Raw genomic sequence first — 20,242 nt, 5'->3', positions numbered from 1 at the left:
GAACCACCACTCGGTTGGACGACAATGATGAAGATCATAAGGTGTTTGTTGGTTTTAATAGCTACATGTTCCGTAGAGCTTCATGCTGACCTACTATCTGAAACGAAAAAAGTATTGGATTTTTTTGATCGGGGCATGGAGAAAACTCTTCCATCAAACTCAGAGGAGTTTGGAAAACATGAAGACTTAAAAAGTTCTTCAGGGCTTAGCATTACTCTTGATGAACTCAGGGCATGTTTTTCAGTGCTTCACTCTAAACTGGAAGTTTCTGCAACATCTGCCAAAGACGTGTTTGTGCAGAATCTTCAAAAATCAATGAGCCAAGTCTTCCATAAGCATATACCTCAGGAGTTTGCTACAAAGGCGGCAGAGTTCGGTGCAACCACTCTGCATGGTGTAAGCTTGAGTGATTTCCTGCATCCGTATGAATCAATGGGGGTAGGAGATTTGAAAGCAAGAACCAAGTTTTTACTGGAACAAATATTAAGTACTTTTCTCAATAACCAAGGTTTTCATGACTTTTACAAGTCTATTGGAATCGACACCAATTTCTATGAAACCATAGTCTTGTTACAGTCTATTTCATCTGAAAAGTAATTTATCCAGCTTAACAACAAACATAACAATTGATCAGGTTCGTTCCGAGGCGTCGCCCTGCGATGCGCAGCTGAAGCAGGCGATAGCCGTACAAAACAAGATCAAAACCACTCAGAAATTTTGGTGTAGATTCTCATTCCTTTGTGTAATGCAAAAAATCGACATTTAATACTCCTCCTTTTTAAAGTTTTGTGAATTAGACAAAAATGTAAGTTCATTGTTTAATGTTTTGTCATACAGATTCACATTCTTGTCATTGATACTAACGTCATCGCAAGGCACGGCTAAACCGGGTAGCCGGAGGTCTCTAACCTTCAACACACACACCGCCTCAGCTAGCTGGCTCGCATCTGGTGATTCACCGGGGTGGCAAAACCTGACCCATTAGAGAGGTATCTTGGGGAACATTATGAACATTAAGCCCTGGCTGCCCATCAGCCTCTTCTCTGCGGTCCTGCTGGCCGGATGCGACCTGTCCGGGCACAAAAGCTCTGAATTTCGTCCGGTTGAAATGACTCCGAGACTGGAAGCTGCGAAAAATAAGGCCCTGGTTCTGTGTTCCGGATGCCATGGCCCCGACGGCATAGGCACTGCTGACATTAATCCTAATCTGGCCTGTCAGAAGAAAGTCTATATGGTGAAGCAGCTGAATGATTATCGGAATGGACTGCGAGGCAACCATATCCCCATGGTCAATATCGCCAGGATGCTGACCGGGGAAGAGATAGACGCCATCAGTGAATGGTACTCACTGCAAAGGTGTCCCATTGATACTTTTTAGGGAGCCTCTGAGAGCCTGATGTTAGCCACACTGACCGAACCGTCAGTGACCTCTCTTTTCACCCCATGTCATACTGCCTGTCGTGAAAAAACCAACCCGCTCATGGATTATCAAGGAGGTATGCCATGGCTTACGGAACAGAAGCAACGCATTCAACGCCAGTGTTTCAGGATCATAAGATCATTAATGGGACGCATGATCAGCTGGCGATAGACACTGCTAATACTTTGGTTAGAGCTGGAGGTAGAGCTCTTGAGCAATTGGGCGCCAGAGCCAAAAGAACCTTTATGGGGCTGTCTGTGGACAGTATCAAAGTACCGACCTTTATAAAGGACAAGATCAAATCCATTGGAACGTCCAGAGCCTGGAAAAGCATCAAGCAGTATTGTGTACGCATCAATGAAGCCTGGGGAACCTTCGCCCGATGGGGAATGGGGGGTGCATTGGCGGGAGGCTTCCTCTTTGGATCAACGGTAGGTGCTGCTTTCAGCATGGGCCTGGGTGGTGCGGTCGGGCTTTATTACGCCACCAGCACCTGGTCAAACGTTGCCAGACAACAGCAACAGACCAACCAGGATGCCGCCAAACTGCAAAGGTATCAGGATCTGTATGGAGATATTAAACCTGATGAGCCTTATAAGCTGACAGCAGAAAATTTTCATAATTAAGTATCAATAAACTGCTTTTGGTATAGCGTGGCATTTTGCCAATGCCACGCTTTGTGCTTCAAGAGTGAGGTCTCAAAAGGCAATCATGAGGTTTTTCCCCATTGACTTTCAAAACCATAAATTCAATTACCCGATCTATAAGAACCCGCTTTACTTTGACCGAATTCAACCGATCTACACTGAAGATAGGAAAACACACAAGCTGAGGAAGTCCCATGAATGATGATACCGTCAAAAAACTGGCCCTGATGATTGCTGCTAACTGTACCCGCAACTCTGTTCTGGAGGAGGCTGAAAAAACCAGGGCTATCTCAGAAGAACAGATGACACAGTTTAATCATCAGATGTCCAACCGCATCTATACCTTTCTGACCTACCTTCTTAATAAACCGGCAGAAGAATACTCGATCATGATTGCAGAACTCTCAAAAAACTACCCTGAAGCCTGGGCGCTCCCCGATCTGGATCAGAGCCTGATTAATGCGGTAGCGAAATCTTCTTTGCCATCTTTACCACATTGAATCAAAAACTGATCTATGCTGAGGTGTTTTAACCGGGTCCATCAATGGTCATGAACTTCAGCTCCTATCAACGCTATAAGCTCCAGCTATCAGGGCTTTTACTGACGCTCTTCCTGACAGCCAAGACTCTGGCTGCTGATCCTGCATTAAGCCAGCAGCAACTTGATACACTGTCAGCACTGCTCTCTGAAACGGGCACTCCTCACAAGAAAGATTTTAACTCCATGGTCGAAGCAACTCAGCAGTGGCGGAGAAAACCCGGCCAGGAGCGCTGGGAAGTGGCAGACCTGAATTTTTCTGCCAAACAGAAAAAAAAGGTGAGGAAGTATCTGGCAGCCCTGGGCTTAATCAATCAACAGAAACCCGACAAGAAACAGTTTGATTACGCTCTGGTGCTAGGTGCAACAGCACCACGGATGAAAAGTCGTTTTCAGCATCTGGTCACACTCTGGAAGGAAGGCGTTCGCTTCGACCGGATCATTTTTTTATCCGGAGAGCGCCCCATTCACGACGACATCGACATGACAGAATTACTGGTTTCTGACGTGATTGGTAAAGAGGCTTCCAGGGATAAAAAACAAAAGGCACGCCCTGCAACAGAAAAAGAAGCCGCCAGGATGGTCTATATGTCCACTGAAATGCCTGATGACATGCAAAATATTCCTGTTGAACTCTTCTCATCGAGCCGAACCTGGCTGGTCGATCGATGGCAACGGGGCAACACAAGAGACAGTTTCAAAAGCTGGGTAAAGAGCAACCCCAAACCCGGCTCTGCCCTGATCGTATCAAACCAGCCGCATCTTCTTTATCAGCAAGAGGTCATCCGGCAGGAATTACCCCAAGGCTTCATCACCGAGGGAACGGCCCAGCAAGCAGATCCTGACAGTCAAATCATCATGATCCTCGATGCTTTGGCCCTCTGGCTTCACAACCTGCAGATCAGAATCGCTCAGAAAGCAGGCCAGGAGGCTGACAGGCAATAGTCTAAATCACTCTTCTGCCCGGCCGAAAAATTCTATTACGGCTCTAGGAGCCTGACCGAGAATAGCGCCCGTAGCGAGGACGGCAGAAAATTGAGGATGAAAATTCGGTTTTGTGAGGAGAATAGCGAGCTATTTGACGAACAAAAGCGGATTTTCAGACCAATTTGCTGCCGCCGCAGTAGGGCAGACTATTCTCGGTCAGGCTCCTAGCAGCCTGTCGGACTTAAGACTGTCCTACTGCGGTTGCAATAAATTGGTCTAAAAATCCCTGTTTCTTCGTCAAATAGCTCGCTATTCTCCTCAGAAACAGAGATTTTTATCCTCAATTTCTTGCAATCCTCGCTACGGACGCTTAAGTCCGACAGGCTGCTAGTAAGTACCTGGCCAGTTGGTTTTGCATATTCTGGCGAGTGGATTTTTTCATCCTTCAAGGCGCAACGACGGGCGCGTAGCCATAGCTACGCAACCAGAGTTGGAACGCAGAAGGATGGAAAAAGCCGCCGTCCAGAATATGCGAAACCAACTGGTTAGGTACTTAATGTTTAACCCTGCCTTTTCCCATTCTGACTGATTCCATGGAAGGACTCTATGCACCGACATGCCCCCGCCTCTGACAGCTCGATTCTGGACCACAGCACAGTCATTAACCCTCTGAAACTGTCGGGCTTAGCCACTTTAATGGACGAAGTCGGTATCTCTCACACAAACTCCCTCGACTCTCTGATCATTGCTTCTCAACAGTGGCGCAGACAACCCGGTCACGAGCGCTGGGAGATGAAGGATCTGCCCCTGACACCGGACCAGCATCTGGCGGTTATGGGTCACCTTAAGGCGCTCAACTTCGTGCAGGAGTTACTCCCATCCTCTACAAACTATGAGTACTCCTTAGTCCTGGGGGCAACGGTTCCCGGAATGGAGCGAAGACTTAACCACCTCGCCAAACTCTGGCAGGAGGGTGTCCGGTTTAACAAAATTGTTTTTCTGGTAGGACAACGTCCACTGAAAGAGGGTATCGATAATATTGACAGTCTTGTTGCCAACAGTATTGGTGAACAGGCCCGGGGAAAGGGCGCCAGAACTGCCCGCCCCATCACAGAGACAGAAGGTGCCATGCAACTGTTTGCCACCATGAAACTTCCCGGGGAGATGAAAAAGCTGCCGACAGAGTTTGTTGACTCTCCCAGAGTGTGGAAACAGAATCACTGGCAGAGAGCCAACACGCGGGACACCCTGATTCAGTGGATGAAAGCAGCACCGACTCCCGGCAGAACACTGGTAATTTCTGACCAACCCCATGCCCACTATCAACTGGAAGTGGTGAAACAGGAGCTTCCTGACGCTTTCCAGCCTGAAGTAACCGCTCAGACTGCGGATGAAGGGACCCGAATAATACTTTATCTGGACGCACTGGCTCTCTGGCTTCACAACCTGCAGTCGCGAATTAACTAATTAACGTACGACTGCCCCCACCCGGGCATCAGTGTCTGCTCGATGCCCAGCTGGCTTAATATCCTGGCCACCACAAAATCCACCAGATCTTCCATGGTTTCAGGTTTGTTATAAAATCCGGGTGAGGCAGGCAAAATCACTGCCCCCATTCGGGTCAACTTGAGCATATTCTCAAGGTGAATCTCCGAATATGGTGCTTCTCTGGGCACCAGAACCAGCTTTCTGCGCTCTTTTAGAGCCACATCCGCAGCTCTCTCAATCAGATTATTACTGGCTCCATAGGTTATAGACGACAATGTGCCCGAACTGCAGGGACAGACGACCATCTTACTGGCAGCACCACTGCCAGAGGCAACGGGCGACATCCATTCTTCATGGCCCAATAGTTTGATCTGCCCGGCTCTGGCTTTGCAGTAATCAATCAAGACAGCCTCTGCTTCCCGGTCGCCGTCAGGCAGATGAAGAGACGTTTCCGTTTCAATCACCACTTTTGCGGCTCTTGAAATCATGCAAAAAACCTCTGCCCCCGAAGCGACAAGACACTGCATCAACCTGAGTCCATACTGGGCCCCAGAAGCCCCGGTAATAGCAAGAGTAATTCTCTCAGCCAATGTATTAACCTTTTTCTGACGCTGCCGCGTTATTAAGTTTCACCAGCAGACGCTGATGAATTCCCTCAAAGCCACCATTACTCATAATGACCAGATGATCACCCTTCTCAGAAGTTTCAATCAGGTAATCGATGATCTCTTCAGTAGACGACATTACACGGGTAGGAACGGGGCTTTTGTCAATAAACTCACCCTGTAACCACTCAATATTTGTGGGCTGAAACCAGATGACTTCAGACGCATTCCTGACACAACCCGACAAAGCATCACCATGAACGCCCATTTTCATGGTATTGGAGCGCGGCTCGATAACAGCCCGAATACGGTCATTCTGATGTCGGGCACGTAAGCCATTCAAAGTGGTTTCAATCGCCGTCGGATGATGGGCGAAGTCATCATACACTTTGATGCCACCTATATCAGCCAGCAATTCCATTCTGCGTTTGACCCCCTTGAAGAGGCTGAGTGCTTCACAAGCCAGAGCAGGCAACACCCCGACGTGCCGGGCAGCGGCTATAGCCGCCAGGCCGTTGGCAACGTTGTGATCACCCGTATGCGACCAGTTGACCTGGCCAACCACCTTGCCCTGATAGATGACATCAAAACCACTGCCATCCGTTGCAGTCAGGTGGGTCGTCCACTCAACTCCCAACTGCTCCTGTTGCGACCAGCACCCCATCGCCAGAACCTGGTTCAGGGCTTCGCAGTTCGCCGGAGATATAATTCGGCCATCACCCGGTATTGTTCTGACCAGATGGTGAAACTGCTTCTGGATAGCGGCAAGATTTTCGAAGATATCCGCGTGATCAAATTCAAGATTATTCAGTATGGCTGTACGGGGATGGTAGTGAACAAACTTAGAACGTTTATCGAAGAAGGCGGTATCGTACTCATCCGCTTCGACCACAAAAAACGGAGTCTTCCCCATTCTAGCCGAAATACCAAAGTTAGCCGGGATGCCACCAATCAGAAAACCCGGCGACATGCCTGCATATTCCAGAATCCACGCCAACATGCTGCCGGTTGTGGTTTTGCCATGAGTACCAGCGGCGGCCATCACCCATTTGTCTTTCAGAATGTGCTCGGCAAAAAACTGGGGACCCGAGGTATAAGCAAGTCCCTTGTTCAGGACGTGCTCTACAATCGGGTTCCCCCGGCTCATGGCATTCCCTATCACGACCAGATCAGGCTCATCATCCAGTTGTTCGATATGATAGCCCTGCATCAGCTGAATACCCTCAGCTTCCAGCTGTGTGCTCATGGGGGGATAGACATGTTCATCGGAACCACTGACCCTGATGCCAATATCCCTGGCCAGAAGGGCGAGGCTCCCCATAAATGTGCCGCAGATTCCCAGAATATGTATGCGCATACCATCCTTACTCATCGTCGGTCGCTGGCGGCTCTTCAACGGCCGCAAACGGTTCTGAAAACGTATGGCCAATGCGAAGTCGTTCTGGCCGTGGATTTAAGACTCTTTCCTTACCTTTTTACAGAAAAAATTCCGCTAAATAAACGGACAAACAGGCTTGTTTTAAGTATTATGCGGATCGAAACCCGCTAAACCATAGAACAACAGAAACATTCAAAGCCAAGATTACTATTCAGCGAGAGCCACTCAGGATGTCAATCAAACATGCATTTTATGCACAGTCAGGGGGCGTAACAGCAGTTATCAATGCCAGTGCCTGCGCCGTTATCGAGACCGCACGTCGCTATCCGGACCAAATTGGTAAGGTCTATGCGGGTTATAACGGTATTCTGGGAGCGCTCAGAGAAGAACTGATTGACACCAGTCAGGAATCCCATGAAACCATCGGAGCACTTCACCGAACCCCCGGAGGCGCATTTGGATCATGCCGTTACAAGCTCAAATCCTTCGAAGAGAGTGAAGCAGAATACCGCCGACTGATCGAAGTGTTTCAGACACACAATATTGGCTACTTCTTCTACAACGGCGGTAACGATTCCATGGATACTGCGCTGAAGGTGTCTCAGCTCAGTGAAAAAATGGGCTACCCCATCACCTGCATTGGTATTCCCAAAACCATCGATAATGATCTGGCGGTAACCGACAACTGCCCCGGGTTTGGTTCAGCCGCCAAATACCTTGCCGTTTCCACCAAAGAGGCCAGCCACGATATTGCCTCCATGTGCGATACCTCTACGAAGGTGTTTGTCATGGAAGTGATGGGCCGCCATGCCGGCTGGCTGGCAGCGGCCGCCGGACTGGCAGCCCGTCAGAATGGAGATCCTCCTCATATTATTGTGTTCCCGGAAACGCCCCTGAATAAAGAAAAGTTTCTGGCCAAGGTCAAGAAAACCGTGGATGAAGAAGGTTACTGTGTCATTGTCGCCTCTGAAGGCGCCAAATACGCCGATGGCACTTTTGTATCTGCTTCAACCACGGTCATCGACTCTTTTGGTCATCAGCAGCTCGGTGGTGTGGCACCGGCACTGTGCACCATGATCAAGCGGGAACACGGCTTCAAATACCACTATGCGGTGGCAGACTACCTGCAGCGTTCAGCCAGACATATTGCCTCCAGAGTGGATGTTGAACAGGCTTATGCCGTGGGTAAAGCAGCAGTTGAACTGGCGGTCACTGGCAAAAATGCCGTAATGCCCTGTATCACCCGTGAGTCCAATGCGCCCTATCGCTGGTCTATCGGTGAAGTGCAGTTGGAAGAAGTGGCCAACTTCGAAAAGAAAATGCCCATGGAGTTCATTGATGAGGAAGGCTTTGGCATTACTCCGGTCTGCCGGGAATACCTTGAGCCGCTGATTGAAGGTGAAGAATACCCGCCTTATCTCAATGGTCTGCCAAGATTCGCCAAGCTGAGAAAAGTCATGGTTGAGAAAAAACTCAACAACACTTTTGATAGCTGAATCGAACACGCCCGGACAGGAAATCATGTTATGTAGTGACCTCTTCCGGGCGTGCTTTATTAAAAAAACACTCTTACTTTCCTGATCTAAACTCAGTCTCGCAAGATTACTTGCAGAAACTTTAAGTCAGGATGTAAGAATAAATGTTCAAACACTCACTCCTTGCGGCACTGCTGTTGTTGCTGTCGTCATCTGTCACCTGCCAGGCTCAATGGTTGACAGAGCGTTATATTGTCGAGCTGCAACAAAATGTGGATTCTTCTGAAAAAATCTTTTCTATCAAGCGGCATGACCGGCATACATTGCCGGATAACCCTTCAATCACTGGCAAAACAAACAGCTATGCATTATTAGACTCCCCGGCAAATAACCTGGCATTCGGACCCGACGGTTACTGGCTAAAAAAGACCATTATTGAGTCGATTTCCTGGAATTTGCTTTTCGCTACTCATCTGCTGGTTGCCTTCGAACTGATCCTGACCACTCATGACACTTCTCCAGACGCCAAAACCTATTCTCAACTACCCCTTGCATTTATCGCTGTCGGCTCTCTTTTAAGCAGCTATTGGATCAGCGACTTACCGATGTTTAACCCGATAGGACAACCAGAGGCGAGTAAGGACCACCCGTTTGCAATCAACAGTATGATGCTCAGCCCCGAAGATAATTCTCAACAAGGCCAGCTATCAACAGCATCCACCCAGCATGCCTCAGGAACAACCATACGACTGAGAGGCACTATCACCAGCCACCCGCATTCTGACTCTGGCGAAGGTAACGGAGACCCTGAACAACAGCAACACACTTTCGATCTAAACTGTCACGCAGATAACTGTAATGGCGTTTGTAAATTCAGAAAATCAGAAGCAACAACGGAACAAGGCTCAGGGCTCGATGGGGAATTCGATCCACAAAGCCCTCCTTCAGAAGCCGTTGGGTTCTCACTTTCGCTTGCCCAGTCGCCGTCAACCTCCATAGCTGAGACTCCAGAAACACAGCCAATAAAAACAGAATCGAGGGAGTTATCATATTTGCGTCAGACCCAACACGCGACTCTTGCCCAAATAGCCACTGCAAGAGACCCGGAGGTTTTCCGAAACGGGTACATTTACCTACTCTGTGAAGAGGCAGTTTGTGGCGAACGCGTGAAAAGCCCGAATGGCACGCTGCAACCATGCGGGATGATCTGCGGGAGTCGTCAAGCCCTGGTGGATCACTTTGACAAGTTTCACAACGGCTGGGAAAAACAGCAGGGAGCCGGAACGGGTCTGAAGGACAATCTATCGAAGTTGTGGCAAAGGTTCTGTGCTGCGTTGAGTCGGAGCCAACCCACCCCTGAAGCCCCATCGGGTAACCAAAACAGACACGACCTGCTAGTCTGTGGCATTGAGGTTGAGGGCCCGGGGTGGCCGTGGTGCACGCGGATTTGCATGAATCCTCAGCGTCTGATGCAGCACAGAATGATGTATCATGGTCGTAGGCCTGCCAGTGTGAACCAGCATAACCCAGCCTCAGAAAAGCAAAAAGAAGTCAGTAGCGATTAAATCTGACGCTCGCCTTTTGCTCTCAACTCGTTCCCACGCTTTGCCCTCGTTCTTACGCTTTCAGGCCCTGTGGGTCAAAGCGTGGGAATGCATAAGCCCCTTCAGTAAAAGACAATAATCGTTTTGATAGGTACACAAAGCTACCCATCCACCACCGAATGGCTCGTGATTACCCTCTTCGGCCTAGCAGCCTGTCGGACTTAAGCGTCCGTAGCGAGGATTGCAGCAAATTGGTCTGAAAATCCGCTTTTGTTCGTCAAATAGCTCGCTATTCTCCTCACAAAACCGAATTTTCATCCTCAATTTTCTGCCGTCCTCGCTACGGGCGCTATTCTCGGTCAGGCTCCTAGCCAAAGGATACCGCAGCGCTTCAAAGAGTTTTCCTGGACTACACTTGGCCTCGCAAGATTGATTGCAGAATATTTAAATCACGATGCAAGAATAAATGATCAAACACCCACTCCCCGCAGTGCTGCTGTTGCTGCTATCATTACCGGTCACCTGCCAGGCTCAAATGCTGACAAAACGTTATATTGTCGAGCTGCGACAGAATACAGGTTCTCCAGACAAAAGCTTTCCTATCCAACAGCATTATCCACATACATTGCCTGACGACCCTACAATCATTGCCAAAACAAACGACTATGCAGAGTCAAATTACCCGGCAAATAACATACCATTTGGGCCCGACGGTTACGGGCTAAAAACAACCATTATTGAGTCGATTTCGTGGCATGTGCTTTATGCTACCCGTCTGCTGGTTGCCTTTGAACTTACCCTGACGACCAAAGACGCCTATATAAATTCCAACACCTCTTCATGGCTAGCGTTTATCGTTGTCGGATCACTTTTAAACAGCTATTGGAATCCCGATTCACCCATGTTTGGCACGATTGGACAACAAGAATTGAGTCAGGATTATCCGTTTGCGATCAACACTATGATGTTCAGCGCCGGAGATAACCCACAACAAGGCCAGCCACCAGCATCATCCGGTCAACAAGCCACAGGAACAACCACCCAACTGACAGGCTCTCCCACCAGCCCTCTGGACTCCGGCGCTGGCGATGGTAACGGAGACCCTGAACAACACCAGCATACTTACGGTTTAAATTGTTTCGTCGATTCCTGTAATGGTGTTTGTCGATTTCGACCACCATCCGATAGCAGTGAGCGAGCTGAAGCAGATGAGGAGTGTCCTATATGCTATGAAAAGTTTAGCGACACAATGATTACTCCCTGTTGTTCGCAGAAAATTGATAACCACTGTTTAAAAAGGACGTTTCAGAATGCTCCACGACGGTCAATGAAAACCTGCCCACTTTGCAGAGCAGACATGAATTTGTTAGCACAATCACCGGATTTTGCAGTAAGCGAAGAGGGACAGCAGGAACTGCCAGATCCTTATAACGAACCTTGGGGTTTTCGTTTGGCCCCTTTCGTTTTCACCGGGAGAGCAAACAGTCTGACATGTGACAGTGTCGTAATCGCCCAGAATGGCCAGCTGCTGCCATGCGGGAGGCTCTTCAGGAATAGAAGAGCCTTGGCAGAACACGCAAGACAGTACCACTCTGGGCAACAAACCTGTGAACTGACCGTGATCGGCGAGGATGGCCAGCAAAGGCCATGCAGCAGGATCTTCCGGAATGCCAGAACCTTGAGTTTTCACAAGATGATGCACCACCGACGGCAATGAACCTGTGACATGACCACGCCCCGGGGGCTCAGCAGCCAGCGATAGAGTTTTTTTAACAAATGATCTTTGATAGAAAACAAACCTGTTTTTCTGGTCTACACTTCTTCGCTTTAAATCAAAATGTAAGAAAAAAGTGATTCTAAACCCAATTTTTACGGCCCTGCTGTTACTCTTGTTATTATCTGTCACCTGCCGGGCTCAAGCATTAACAGAACGTTATATTGTCGAGCTTCAACAAAATACAGATTCTCCAGACAAAAGCTTTTCTAACCAACAGCACTACCCGCGTACATTGCCGAAAAACCCTTCAATCATTACCAAAATAAACAACTATGAAGGATCAGATTCCCCGGCATATAACATACCACCCGGACCCTGCGGATACGGACTACATACGGCCATCATTGAGTCAATTTCGTGGCATGTGCTCTACGCTACCCATGCACTGGTTGCCTACGATCTGACCCTGACGACCAAAGACGTCTATATAAATTCCAACACCTATTCATGGCTACCGTTTATCGTTGTCGGCTCGCTGCTAAGTAGCTATTGGAATCCCGATTCCCCCATGTTTAATCCGATTGGACAACATGAATTGAGTCAGGATTATCCGTTTGTAATCAACACCATGGCGCCCAGCCCCGGAGATAACCCACAACAAAGCCAGCTATCCGCATCATCCGGTCAGCAGGCATCAGGAACAACCACCCAATTAACAAGTTCTTTCACCAGCCCTCTGGATTCAGGTTATGGCGACGGTAACGGAGACCCTGAACAGCATCGACATACTTACGGTTTGGATTGTTACGTCGATTCCTGTAATGGCGTTTGTCGATTCCGACCTCCATCTGATAACAGTGAGCTGGCTGAAACAGACGAGAATTGCCCTATATGCTACGAAAAGTTTAGCGATGTAATTATCACTCCCTGTTGTTCGCAGAAAATTGACACATACTGTTTGCGAAGGGTGTTTCTGGCCACTCCACGATGGATCACAAAAACCTGCCCACTTTGCAGAGCAGACATGAATTTTTTAGCACAATCACCGAATTTTGCAGTAACTGAAGAAGCACAGCAGGACTTGCCAGATTCTTATAACGAGCCCCGGGGTGTCCGTTCGGACCCTCTCGTTTTCACCAGGAGAACAGACCATCTAATATGTGACAGGCCAGTAGTCGGCGAGGATGGCCGGGTTCGGCAGTGCAGGAAAATCTGCAGGAATCTCATATCCCTGTCATACCACATACGCTGCTGTCACACCCAGCAACAAACCTGTTATGTGACCGTCACCTCCAAAGATGGGCGGTTAGGTCCATGTGGGAAAAAATTCAGAAATGCTCAAGCTCTGGCGCATCACAAAAGTAAATACCACACAGTGCAAAAGACCTGCGTAATGACCGTGATCGGCAAGAATGGCCGACAAATACCATGCCGGATGATCCACAGAAATGCCAGTGCCCTGGCGGACCACGAAAGAAAAAGACACTGACGGCAATGAAGCTGTGACATAACCGTGGGACTGAGGAGGACCAGCAGCGTCCACGTTGACTCGTTCCCACACTCTCAGGCACTCCGGGCTCCCATCTTGGGAATTCATCGGCTCCTCCTAAAAGAGACTACTTGCTTGAGGAGATGCACGAGCCAAATGGCTCGTGACTACCCTCTCATGGCTCGCCAACGGGTACTGCTGCAACGCAATCAATTTTCCTGGTCTACACTTGGTCTCGCAAAATTACTTGCAGAACATTTAAACCAGGATGTAAGAATAAATGACCAAACAGTCAATCTATGTACCACTGCTGTTACTGCTGTCTTTGTCTGCCACCTGCCATGCTCAACGATCGACACAACATTTTGTTGTCGAACTGTAAACGCCAAATAAACCCACGCCCTTCAGAATCAAAACCCCATTTGAAATGATTAGCCTCCCGATATAAGGAGGCCAATATGTCAAAGAAATTACCCGCAGACAGTGAATGGCTAGAGCGTGTTCAGTCGTGGCGGGATTCAGGTTTGACTCAGAGTGCGTGGTGCCAACAGCATGGTATAAGGGTATCCAAATTCGGATACTGGAAGCGTAAACTCGACACAACCCCCAGCGTAAAACCGACCCCGAACAACTCTGGCTTTGTCCAGGTAACACCCCAACCAGAACCTGGTGCGCCTTCTCGGATAACACCACTCTCCATCACCCTACCCAGTGGTGTAACAGTGTCCGGTATTGATGAAAGTAACCTGTCGCTTTGTGAGCAACTGGTGAGGGATATGCTATGAACACCCCGGTTATGCGACCGTCAGAGGTATTACCAAAGGTGTTTCTCTACCGGGAGCCGATTGACTTTCGCAAGTCATTTCGTGGGCTTGCTGTGTTGGTTGAACAAGAGCTGGGGCACAACCCCTTTGACGGCTATTTATATGCGTTTACCAACCGGCAGCGTAATAAAATCAAGTGCCTGTTCTGGGAAGATAATGGTTTTGTGCTTTATTACAAGAGCCTGTCTGAGGACAAATTCCACTGGCCCAAACCGGACGAAGAGCTGGTTACATTAACCGGGAAACAATTAAACTGGCTGCTGGACGGCTACAATCTCAATGCCATGCAACCCCATAAAAAAAGGCATTATGAGAGCTGTTTTTAGTCCTGTTTTTCAGGGTTTTATGGTAAAATAGCGACCATGAAATCGACCGCCGACACTCTGATTTTTCAGCCGAAATCCGCACTGGATTTGCCCTTTCATCAGGCTGAGACTAACCCTGAAATGGTCGCCTTGTTTGAGGCGATCCATTCGCAGGAAAGTGTCATTCTTGAAAAAGAAAATGCCCTTCTTGAAAAAGAAAATGCCCTTCTTGAAAAAGACGACATTATTCAAAAGAAGTCAGAGGTCATCGATTCTCAAAAAAAACGCATTGCGCAACTGGAAGAGTACCTGAGGCTCTCCCGATCCCGCCTGTACGGAAGAAGCACTGAAAAAAACAACAGCCAGGTCGACATTTTCAACGAGGTGGAGCTGGAAGGCTGCACCGGAGAGCAAGACGAAGCTGAAGGTCAGCCAGAGCAAGAGCCTCCAAAACCACGCAAAAAGAAAACAGGGCGCAAGTCATTTTCAGAGTCTCTGCCCAGAGTGCAGGAACGCTCTGAACTCAGTGAAGAAGAAAAAGCCGGAGCCATTGATACCTTCTTTGTCAAAGTCCGTGAAGAGCTTGATATCGTTCCGACCAAGGTTCAGGTGAAAGAAATTCTGCAAGAGAAAGCAGTCTTTCCAGAAGTCGATGAGCATGGACAGGAGAAGCGGGTCATTAAAGTTGCAGAGCTGCCAAAACACCCACTGCCCAAATCTTCACTCTCTGTTTGCACACTGGCCTGGATCATTGTCTCCAAGTACTGCGACGCACTGCCTTTGTACAGGCAAGAGAATATCCTCAAGCGATACGGTGGCTCTGTCACCCGGACGACGATGGCCAACTCTTTGATTCGGCTGTCTACAGAACTGCGGCCACTCATCAATTTGATGAGAGATCATCAAAAGACCGGTTCGGTGATCCATGCTGACGAAACCCGAATTCAGGTGATCAAGGAAACCAGCAAGTCCATCAACTCTGACAAATATATGTGGGTCAGCCTTGGTGGGCCACCCGGACAAACATCGGTGGTGTTTGAATACGATCCCTCAAGAGGCAAGGAGGTTCCCCTGCGTCTGTTCGAAGGGTTCAGCGGTTACCTGCAAACTGACGGGTATGCCAGTTACGACGCTGTATGCAAACAAGAAGGCATCACCCAGGCGGGTTGCTTCGACCACGTTCGCAGGAAATTTCTGGATGCCAGGAAGGGCGAAGCCAAACCGGGCAAAAAGGTGAAAAACACCCGCGTTAGCAAGGCGAATGTCGCTTTAGGCAAAATCGGTAAGCTTTACGCCATTGAGAAAGAAATAGGAGATCTTCCTCCATCAGAAAAAGCCATCCTGCGTCAGCAAAAGAGTAAGCCACTACTGGACGACTTTCATGTATGGCTGGAGAAAAACATAACCAGGCTAGACCCGGGCAGCCTGTCGCACCAAGCCATGAGCTATGCATTGAACCAATGGCCAAAACTGGTCGTTTACTGTGACAACGGCCACCTGGATATCAGTAATGCCGCAGCGGAAAACACCATCCGCCCCTTCGCTATTGGCCGCAAGAACTGGATGTTTGCAGACACGCCAAAAGGGGCGCAAGCCAGTGCCCTTTTATACAGCCTGATTGAAAGCGCAAAGGTGAATGGTCTGGAGCCTTTCAATTACCTGAACCATATTTTAAAAGAGCTGCCTTACGCCGATACCGTTGAGAAACTGGAACAGCTTCTCCCCTGGAATGTTAAGACAGGCAAAGAATAAGAAATCTTGGGGGCGGCAGCCAGTACGCTGGTTTATTTGGCGCTTACGTCGAACTTGAACAGAATACAGATTTCCCTGAAACCCAGAGCTTGTCTGTCACGCAGCATGACCTGCGCACATTGCCGAACAACCCTTCAAGCATTGCCAAAACAAACAACTTTATGGGGTCAGATTCCCAGTCACCCGGACCCGGCAGTGACGGGCTAAAAACAGGCATTAGTGAGTCGATTTCGTGGCATCTGCTCTACGCTACCCATTTGCTGGTTGCCTGCAAACTGACCCTGACTACCAAAGACGCCCATCTAAACTCCAACATTTATTCATGGCTACCGTTTATTGTTGCCGACTCGTTGTTAAACACCTATTGGAGCCCGGATTCACCCATGTTTGGTACGATCGGACAACAAGAATTGAGCCAGTATTATCCGTTTGTGATCAATACAATGATGCTTAGCCCCGAAGATAACCCACAACAAAGCCAGCCATCAGAATCATCCGGTCAGCAGGTCTCAGGAACAACCACCCAACTTACAGGTTCTTTCACCAGCTCACTGGACTCAGGCTCTGGCGAAGGTAACGGAAACCCTGAACAACACCAGCACACTTACGGTTTGGATTGTTACGTCGATTCCTGTAATGGCGTCTGTCGATTCCGACCACCATCCGATAGCCAAGAGCTGGCTGAAGCAGGTGAGAACTGCCCTATATGTTTTGATAAATTTAACAATGCAATGGTTACTCCCTGTTGTTCACAGAAAATTGACACACACTGTTTATGAAGGGTGTTTCTGAACGCTCCGCGACGGTCAATGAAAACCTGCCCACTTTGCAGAGCAGATATGAATTTATTAGCACAATCACCTGATTTTGCAGTAACCGAAGAGGTACAACAGAACTTACCAGATACTCATAACGAGCCCCGGGATTTCCGTTCGTTGCCTTTCGTTTTCACAAGGAGAACAGACAATCTGACATGTCTCATACCCTTTGTCGACGAGGATGGCCTGCTGCGGTCATGCCAGAGAATCTGCTTAAATAGACGAGCCTTGACAGAGCACAAACGCCGCTGCCACAGAGGGCGATGAGTCTGTGAGGTCTAAATCAGCGAATATGGCCAATAGCTTCGATGTGGAAAGGTCTTCAAGACTGCCAATCCCTGAGTTTTCACAAAATGAGAAGCCACAGACGACAATGAACCTGTGACGTGACCACAGCCCGGGGGCTCAGCAGCCAGCGATAGAGTTTTTTTAACAAATGATCTTTGATAGAAAACACACCTGTTTTTCTGGTCTACACTTCTTCGCTTTAAATCAAAATGTAAGAAAAAAGTGATTCTAAACCCAATTTTTACGGCCCTGCTGTTACTCTTGTTATTATCCGTCACCAGCCGGGCTCAAGCATTAACAGAACGTTATATTGTCGAGCTTCAACAAAATACAGATTCTCCAGACAAAAGCTTTTCTAACCAACAGCACTACCCGCGTACATTGCCGAAAAACCCTTCAATCATTACCAAAATAAACAACTATGAAGGATCAGATTCCCCGGCAAATAACATACCACCCGGACCCTGCGGATACGGACTACATACGGCCATCATTGAGTCAATTTCGTGGCATGTGCTCTACGCTACCCATGCACTGGTTGCCTACGATCTGACCCTGACGACCAAAGACGTCTATATAAATTCCAACACCTATTCATGGCTACCGTTTATCGTTGTCGGCTTGCTGTTAAGCAGCTATTGGAATCCCGATTCCCCCATGTTTAATCCGGTTGGACAACAAGAATTGAGTCAGGATTATCCGTTTGTGATCAATACAATGATGCTTAGCCCCGGAGATAACGAACAACAAGGCCAACTGTCAGAATCATCCACCCAGCAAGCCTCAGGGACAACGACACGACTTAGAGGCATTATCAGCAGCCGCCAGCATTCTGACTCTGGTGGCGGTGACGGAGAACCTCAACAAAACCAGCATACTCTGGGTTTAAATTGTTTCGCGGATAACTGTAATGGCGTTTGTAAATTCCGACAATCTGGAGCAAGACCGAAAACAAGGTCAAGGCTCTACAGGAACTCAGAGCCACAGAGCTTACCTTCTGAAAAAGTCGGGTTCTCCTTTTCGCTAACCCAGACACTTTCACCATCCCCGGGAGCGTCTTCAGAAACACAACCAATAACAACACAAACGACGGAATTATCCCAACTGGATCATAGCCGCAGGGAAAGCCCGCAGGAAGCCCGAGCCAGTATAACGCCCCCTCCCGTATCGAGGCTGTGGAAAAGATTCTGCGCTGCTTTGGGTCGGAACCAACCTGACTTTTCCCAAACGGGCACCGTAAAAGCTGCGTCGGGTAACCAGAAAAGATACAGGACCGAACCGGAAACCTGTGACTTGCCCGTAGATCACCGCCCGAGGCCATGCAGACGTCTTTGCAAGAATGCTCGTCAGCTGAGCAAGCAAACAAGAATAGTGCATCTTCGAATGCCTGTTGGTGCAAACCGGGGACTTAGGCCTCCTGATGTAAATCAAAATCATCCAACCCCAAAAAGAGCAAGAGGATAAGTTTTGCAACACCCTCTTTCATGAGGGTAACATGTTTCGCTTGGCAGTCCGGAAACACCAAAGGACACAAGACTTCTAACTAAGTGACCGAAGTCATCCATCTAACCATCGAATGGCTCATGATTACACTCTCAGGGCCCAGCAATCGATACAGCTGCATTTTAATGAGTTTTTAGCAATTTTTTTTGTCAGAAAACACGCTTATTTTCCTGGTCTATACTTCTTCCCTTCAAACCAGGATGTAAGAATAAAGTGATTAAGAACCCTCTATTTGCGGCACTGCTGTTGCTGTCTGTCACCTGCCGGGCTCAGGTATTAACAGAACGTTATATTGTCGAGATTAAACAAAATACTGGCTCTCCAGACGGAAGTTTTTCTATCAAACAGCATGACCTGCACAAATTACCGCTCCCCCCTTCAACCACTACTAACATCAACGTTCATCCAGTCCGGGACTCTCAGGCAAATGACACAGCATTCGGGCTCAGCGTTTACGGGCTGAAAACGGTTATTATTGAGTCGATTTCGTGGCATTTGCTTTACACCACTCCTCTGCTGGTTGCTTACGAACTGTTCCTGACCACCCGTGACGCCCCTCAAAGCCCCAAAACTTATTCGCGACTACCTGTGGAAGCGTTTATCGCTGTCGGCTGGCTTTTAAACAGTTATTCGAACTTCGACTCACCGATGTTTAACACGATTGGACAACAGCAGGCGAGTCAGGATTACCCGTTCGTGATCAACACTATGATGCTCAGCCCGGCAGATAACCAACAGCATGACCAGCGGTCAAAATCATCCAGCCAGCCAGCTTCAGGAACAAGCACCCGGCTTATGGGCACTTTCTCCAGTCACGAGCATTATGTCTCTAGCGGCCGCAAAAGAGATCCTGAACTGGACCAACACACTTTTGGTTTAAATTGTTTCGCAAATGACTGTAATGGCGTTTGTCAATTCCGACAAGCAGAAGCAAGACCGGGAAAAAGGTCAAGGCTCAATGAGGACTTCGATCGACAGTCCACCCCTTGCAATGAGTTAACGCCCCCCTTCCCGCCAGGAATTTCAGAAACACAACAAATAACAACAGATACTACAAAATCATCCCCATTGGGTCAGAGCCAACCTCATTTTTCCAAAACAGGCACAATACAAACCCTGTCAGAAGACGAAGGTCTAGCGGATGACGATCCCCTTTCGGATGACGGTCCACTTTCAGATGAAGAACCTCTGTCGGATGATGAACCCCTGTCGGATGACGACAGCGATTACTACATTGAGCCACCAACCTGTGAGGTAATGGTGCGCGGGAGCGACGGCCAGTGGGAGATATGCGGGAAGGTCTGCGAGCCTTTTGAATTCCTGTCGGAACACAAAGGAACTCACCGAAGACGCCAGCCTTTTGATATGGACGAGTAAGGTAACCTCGGGCCTAATCTGCCCCTCTCTGTCGAGACTGTCGCAAAAGTACTGCGCTGATGCCGGTTAAAAAGGTAGCCCAGGCTTGCTCGCTTATCTTTTGCGACTTTCTTCAGCCTGGGAACCTATAGTCTATCTGAAGTTGTA

General features: G+C 48.5%; 18 protein-coding genes. 16 read left to right on the top strand and 2 right to left on the bottom strand.

Features of this window, described 5'->3' with window-relative positions; all coding sequences use genetic code 11:
- Positions 1-48 precede the first annotated feature (48 nt).
- The 6 genes from ACOMG9_RS04340 to ACOMG9_RS04315 all read left to right on the top strand — a co-directional run bounded on the left by ACOMG9_RS04340 (position 49) and on the right by ACOMG9_RS04315 (position 4,999).
- Positions 49-597, top strand: a complete 549-nt coding sequence (locus ACOMG9_RS04340) for a hypothetical protein (RefSeq protein WP_494529840.1) — start codon at positions 49-51, stop codon at positions 595-597.
- Between the two features lie 409 nt (positions 598-1,006).
- Positions 1,007-1,378, top strand: a complete 372-nt coding sequence (locus ACOMG9_RS04335; RefSeq protein ID WP_422132462.1) for a c-type cytochrome — start codon at positions 1,007-1,009, stop codon at positions 1,376-1,378.
- 125 nt (positions 1,379-1,503) lie between these two features.
- Positions 1,504-2,046: a hypothetical protein gene (locus ACOMG9_RS04330; RefSeq protein WP_494529839.1), complete on the top strand. Its 543-nt coding sequence runs from the start codon at positions 1,504-1,506 to the stop codon at positions 2,044-2,046.
- A gap of 215 nt (positions 2,047-2,261) precedes the next feature.
- Positions 2,262-2,567, top strand: a complete 306-nt coding sequence (locus tag ACOMG9_RS04325; protein ID WP_422132460.1) for a hypothetical protein — start codon at positions 2,262-2,264, stop codon at positions 2,565-2,567.
- Positions 2,568-2,617: 50 nt separating this feature from the next.
- Positions 2,618-3,550 (top strand): hypothetical protein, encoded by a 933-nt coding sequence (locus ACOMG9_RS04320; protein WP_448215925.1) that lies wholly within the window; start codon positions 2,618-2,620, stop codon positions 3,548-3,550.
- A gap of 588 nt (positions 3,551-4,138) precedes the next feature.
- Positions 4,139-4,999, top strand: a complete 861-nt coding sequence (locus tag ACOMG9_RS04315) for a hypothetical protein (RefSeq protein ID WP_448215924.1) — start codon at positions 4,139-4,141, stop codon at positions 4,997-4,999.
- Here ACOMG9_RS04315 and ACOMG9_RS04310 read toward each other — a convergent pair.
- Both ACOMG9_RS04310 and mpl read right to left on the bottom strand, forming a co-directional pair.
- Positions 4,996-5,610, bottom strand: coding sequence for a flavin prenyltransferase UbiX (locus tag ACOMG9_RS04310; protein ID WP_494529838.1), 615 nt, complete (start codon positions 5,608-5,610; stop codon positions 4,996-4,998). The genes ACOMG9_RS04315 and ACOMG9_RS04310 overlap by 4 nt on opposite strands.
- Before the next feature lie 4 nt (positions 5,611-5,614).
- The gene (gene mpl, locus ACOMG9_RS04305; protein ID WP_448215923.1) at positions 5,615-6,982 is read right to left on the bottom strand and encodes a UDP-N-acetylmuramate:L-alanyl-gamma-D-glutamyl-meso-diaminopimelate ligase; all 1,368 of its coding nucleotides are present in this window, start codon (positions 6,980-6,982) and stop codon (positions 5,615-5,617) included.
- A gap of 251 nt (positions 6,983-7,233) precedes the next feature.
- Here mpl and ACOMG9_RS04300 point away from each other — a divergent pair, with 251 nt between their 5' ends.
- From ACOMG9_RS04300 to ACOMG9_RS04255, 10 genes are all read left to right on the top strand, one after another.
- Positions 7,234-8,499, top strand: coding sequence for a 6-phosphofructokinase (locus tag ACOMG9_RS04300; protein ID WP_422474051.1), 1,266 nt, complete (start codon positions 7,234-7,236; stop codon positions 8,497-8,499).
- A 143-nt stretch (positions 8,500-8,642) separates the two neighbouring features.
- Entirely contained in the window at positions 8,643-10,043 is a 1,401-nt protein-coding gene (locus ACOMG9_RS04295; RefSeq protein ID WP_448215922.1) for a hypothetical protein, read from the top strand.
- Positions 10,044-10,488: 445 nt separating this feature from the next.
- Positions 10,489-11,739, top strand: a complete 1,251-nt coding sequence (locus ACOMG9_RS04290) for an RING finger protein (RefSeq protein WP_448215921.1) — start codon at positions 10,489-10,491, stop codon at positions 11,737-11,739.
- A 172-nt stretch (positions 11,740-11,911) separates the two neighbouring features.
- Entirely contained in the window at positions 11,912-13,228 is a 1,317-nt protein-coding gene (locus ACOMG9_RS04285; RefSeq protein ID WP_494529837.1) for an RING finger protein, read from the top strand.
- 458 nt (positions 13,229-13,686) lie between these two features.
- Positions 13,687-14,013, top strand: a complete 327-nt coding sequence (tnpA, locus tag ACOMG9_RS04280; RefSeq protein ID WP_448215653.1) for an IS66 family insertion sequence element accessory protein TnpA — start codon at positions 13,687-13,689, stop codon at positions 14,011-14,013.
- Positions 14,010-14,378: an IS66 family insertion sequence element accessory protein TnpB gene (tnpB, locus tag ACOMG9_RS04275; protein WP_448215654.1), complete on the top strand. Its 369-nt coding sequence runs from the start codon at positions 14,010-14,012 to the stop codon at positions 14,376-14,378. Before tnpA ends, tnpB begins: the two co-directional genes overlap by 4 nt.
- Positions 14,379-14,414: 36 nt before the next feature.
- A complete protein-coding gene (gene tnpC / locus ACOMG9_RS04270) occupies positions 14,415-16,109 on the top strand; it encodes an IS66 family transposase (RefSeq protein ID WP_494529122.1) in 1,695 nt (564 codons plus the stop codon).
- An 89-nt stretch (positions 16,110-16,198) separates the two neighbouring features.
- The gene (locus ACOMG9_RS04265) at positions 16,199-16,888 is read left to right on the top strand and encodes an RING finger protein (protein WP_494529836.1); all 690 of its coding nucleotides are present in this window, start codon (positions 16,199-16,201) and stop codon (positions 16,886-16,888) included.
- A 588-nt stretch (positions 16,889-17,476) separates the two neighbouring features.
- Entirely contained in the window at positions 17,477-18,679 is a 1,203-nt protein-coding gene (locus tag ACOMG9_RS04260) for a hypothetical protein (protein ID WP_448215918.1), read from the top strand.
- A gap of 252 nt (positions 18,680-18,931) precedes the next feature.
- Positions 18,932-20,095: a hypothetical protein gene (locus tag ACOMG9_RS04255; protein ID WP_494529835.1), complete on the top strand. Its 1,164-nt coding sequence runs from the start codon at positions 18,932-18,934 to the stop codon at positions 20,093-20,095.
- Positions 20,096-20,242: the final 147 nt, after the last annotated feature.

The organism is Endozoicomonas sp. PH6C (assembly GCF_059322965.1).
Note: the sequence above shows the minus strand (reverse complement) of the source record. Positions and strands in the feature narration are given on the sequence as shown.

Excerpts from the sequence above, each read along its gene's own strand:
- ACOMG9_RS04330 (WP_494529839.1), top strand. The coding sequence starts at position 1,504 with ATGGCTTACGGAACAGAAGCAACGCATTCAACGCCAGTGTTTCAGGAT.
- mpl (WP_448215923.1), bottom strand. The coding sequence starts at position 6,982 with ATGCGCATACATATTCTGGGAATCTGCGGCACATTTATGGGGAGCCTC.
- tnpA (WP_448215653.1), top strand. The coding sequence starts at position 13,687 with ATGTCAAAGAAATTACCCGCAGACAGTGAATGGCTAGAGCGTGTTCAG.
- ACOMG9_RS04290 (WP_448215921.1), top strand. The coding sequence starts at position 10,489 with ATGATCAAACACCCACTCCCCGCAGTGCTGCTGTTGCTGCTATCATTA.
- tnpB (WP_448215654.1), top strand. The coding sequence starts at position 14,010 with ATGAACACCCCGGTTATGCGACCGTCAGAGGTATTACCAAAGGTGTTT.
- ACOMG9_RS04325 (WP_422132460.1), top strand. The coding sequence starts at position 2,262 with ATGAATGATGATACCGTCAAAAAACTGGCCCTGATGATTGCTGCTAAC.
- ACOMG9_RS04335 (WP_422132462.1), top strand. The coding sequence starts at position 1,007 with ATGAACATTAAGCCCTGGCTGCCCATCAGCCTCTTCTCTGCGGTCCTG.
- ACOMG9_RS04295 (WP_448215922.1), top strand. The coding sequence starts at position 8,643 with ATGTTCAAACACTCACTCCTTGCGGCACTGCTGTTGTTGCTGTCGTCA.
- ACOMG9_RS04315 (WP_448215924.1), top strand. The coding sequence starts at position 4,139 with ATGCACCGACATGCCCCCGCCTCTGACAGCTCGATTCTGGACCACAGC.
- ACOMG9_RS04320 (WP_448215925.1), top strand. The coding sequence starts at position 2,618 with ATGAACTTCAGCTCCTATCAACGCTATAAGCTCCAGCTATCAGGGCTT.
- tnpC (WP_494529122.1), top strand. The coding sequence starts at position 14,415 with ATGAAATCGACCGCCGACACTCTGATTTTTCAGCCGAAATCCGCACTG.
- ACOMG9_RS04300 (WP_422474051.1), top strand. The coding sequence starts at position 7,234 with ATGTCAATCAAACATGCATTTTATGCACAGTCAGGGGGCGTAACAGCA.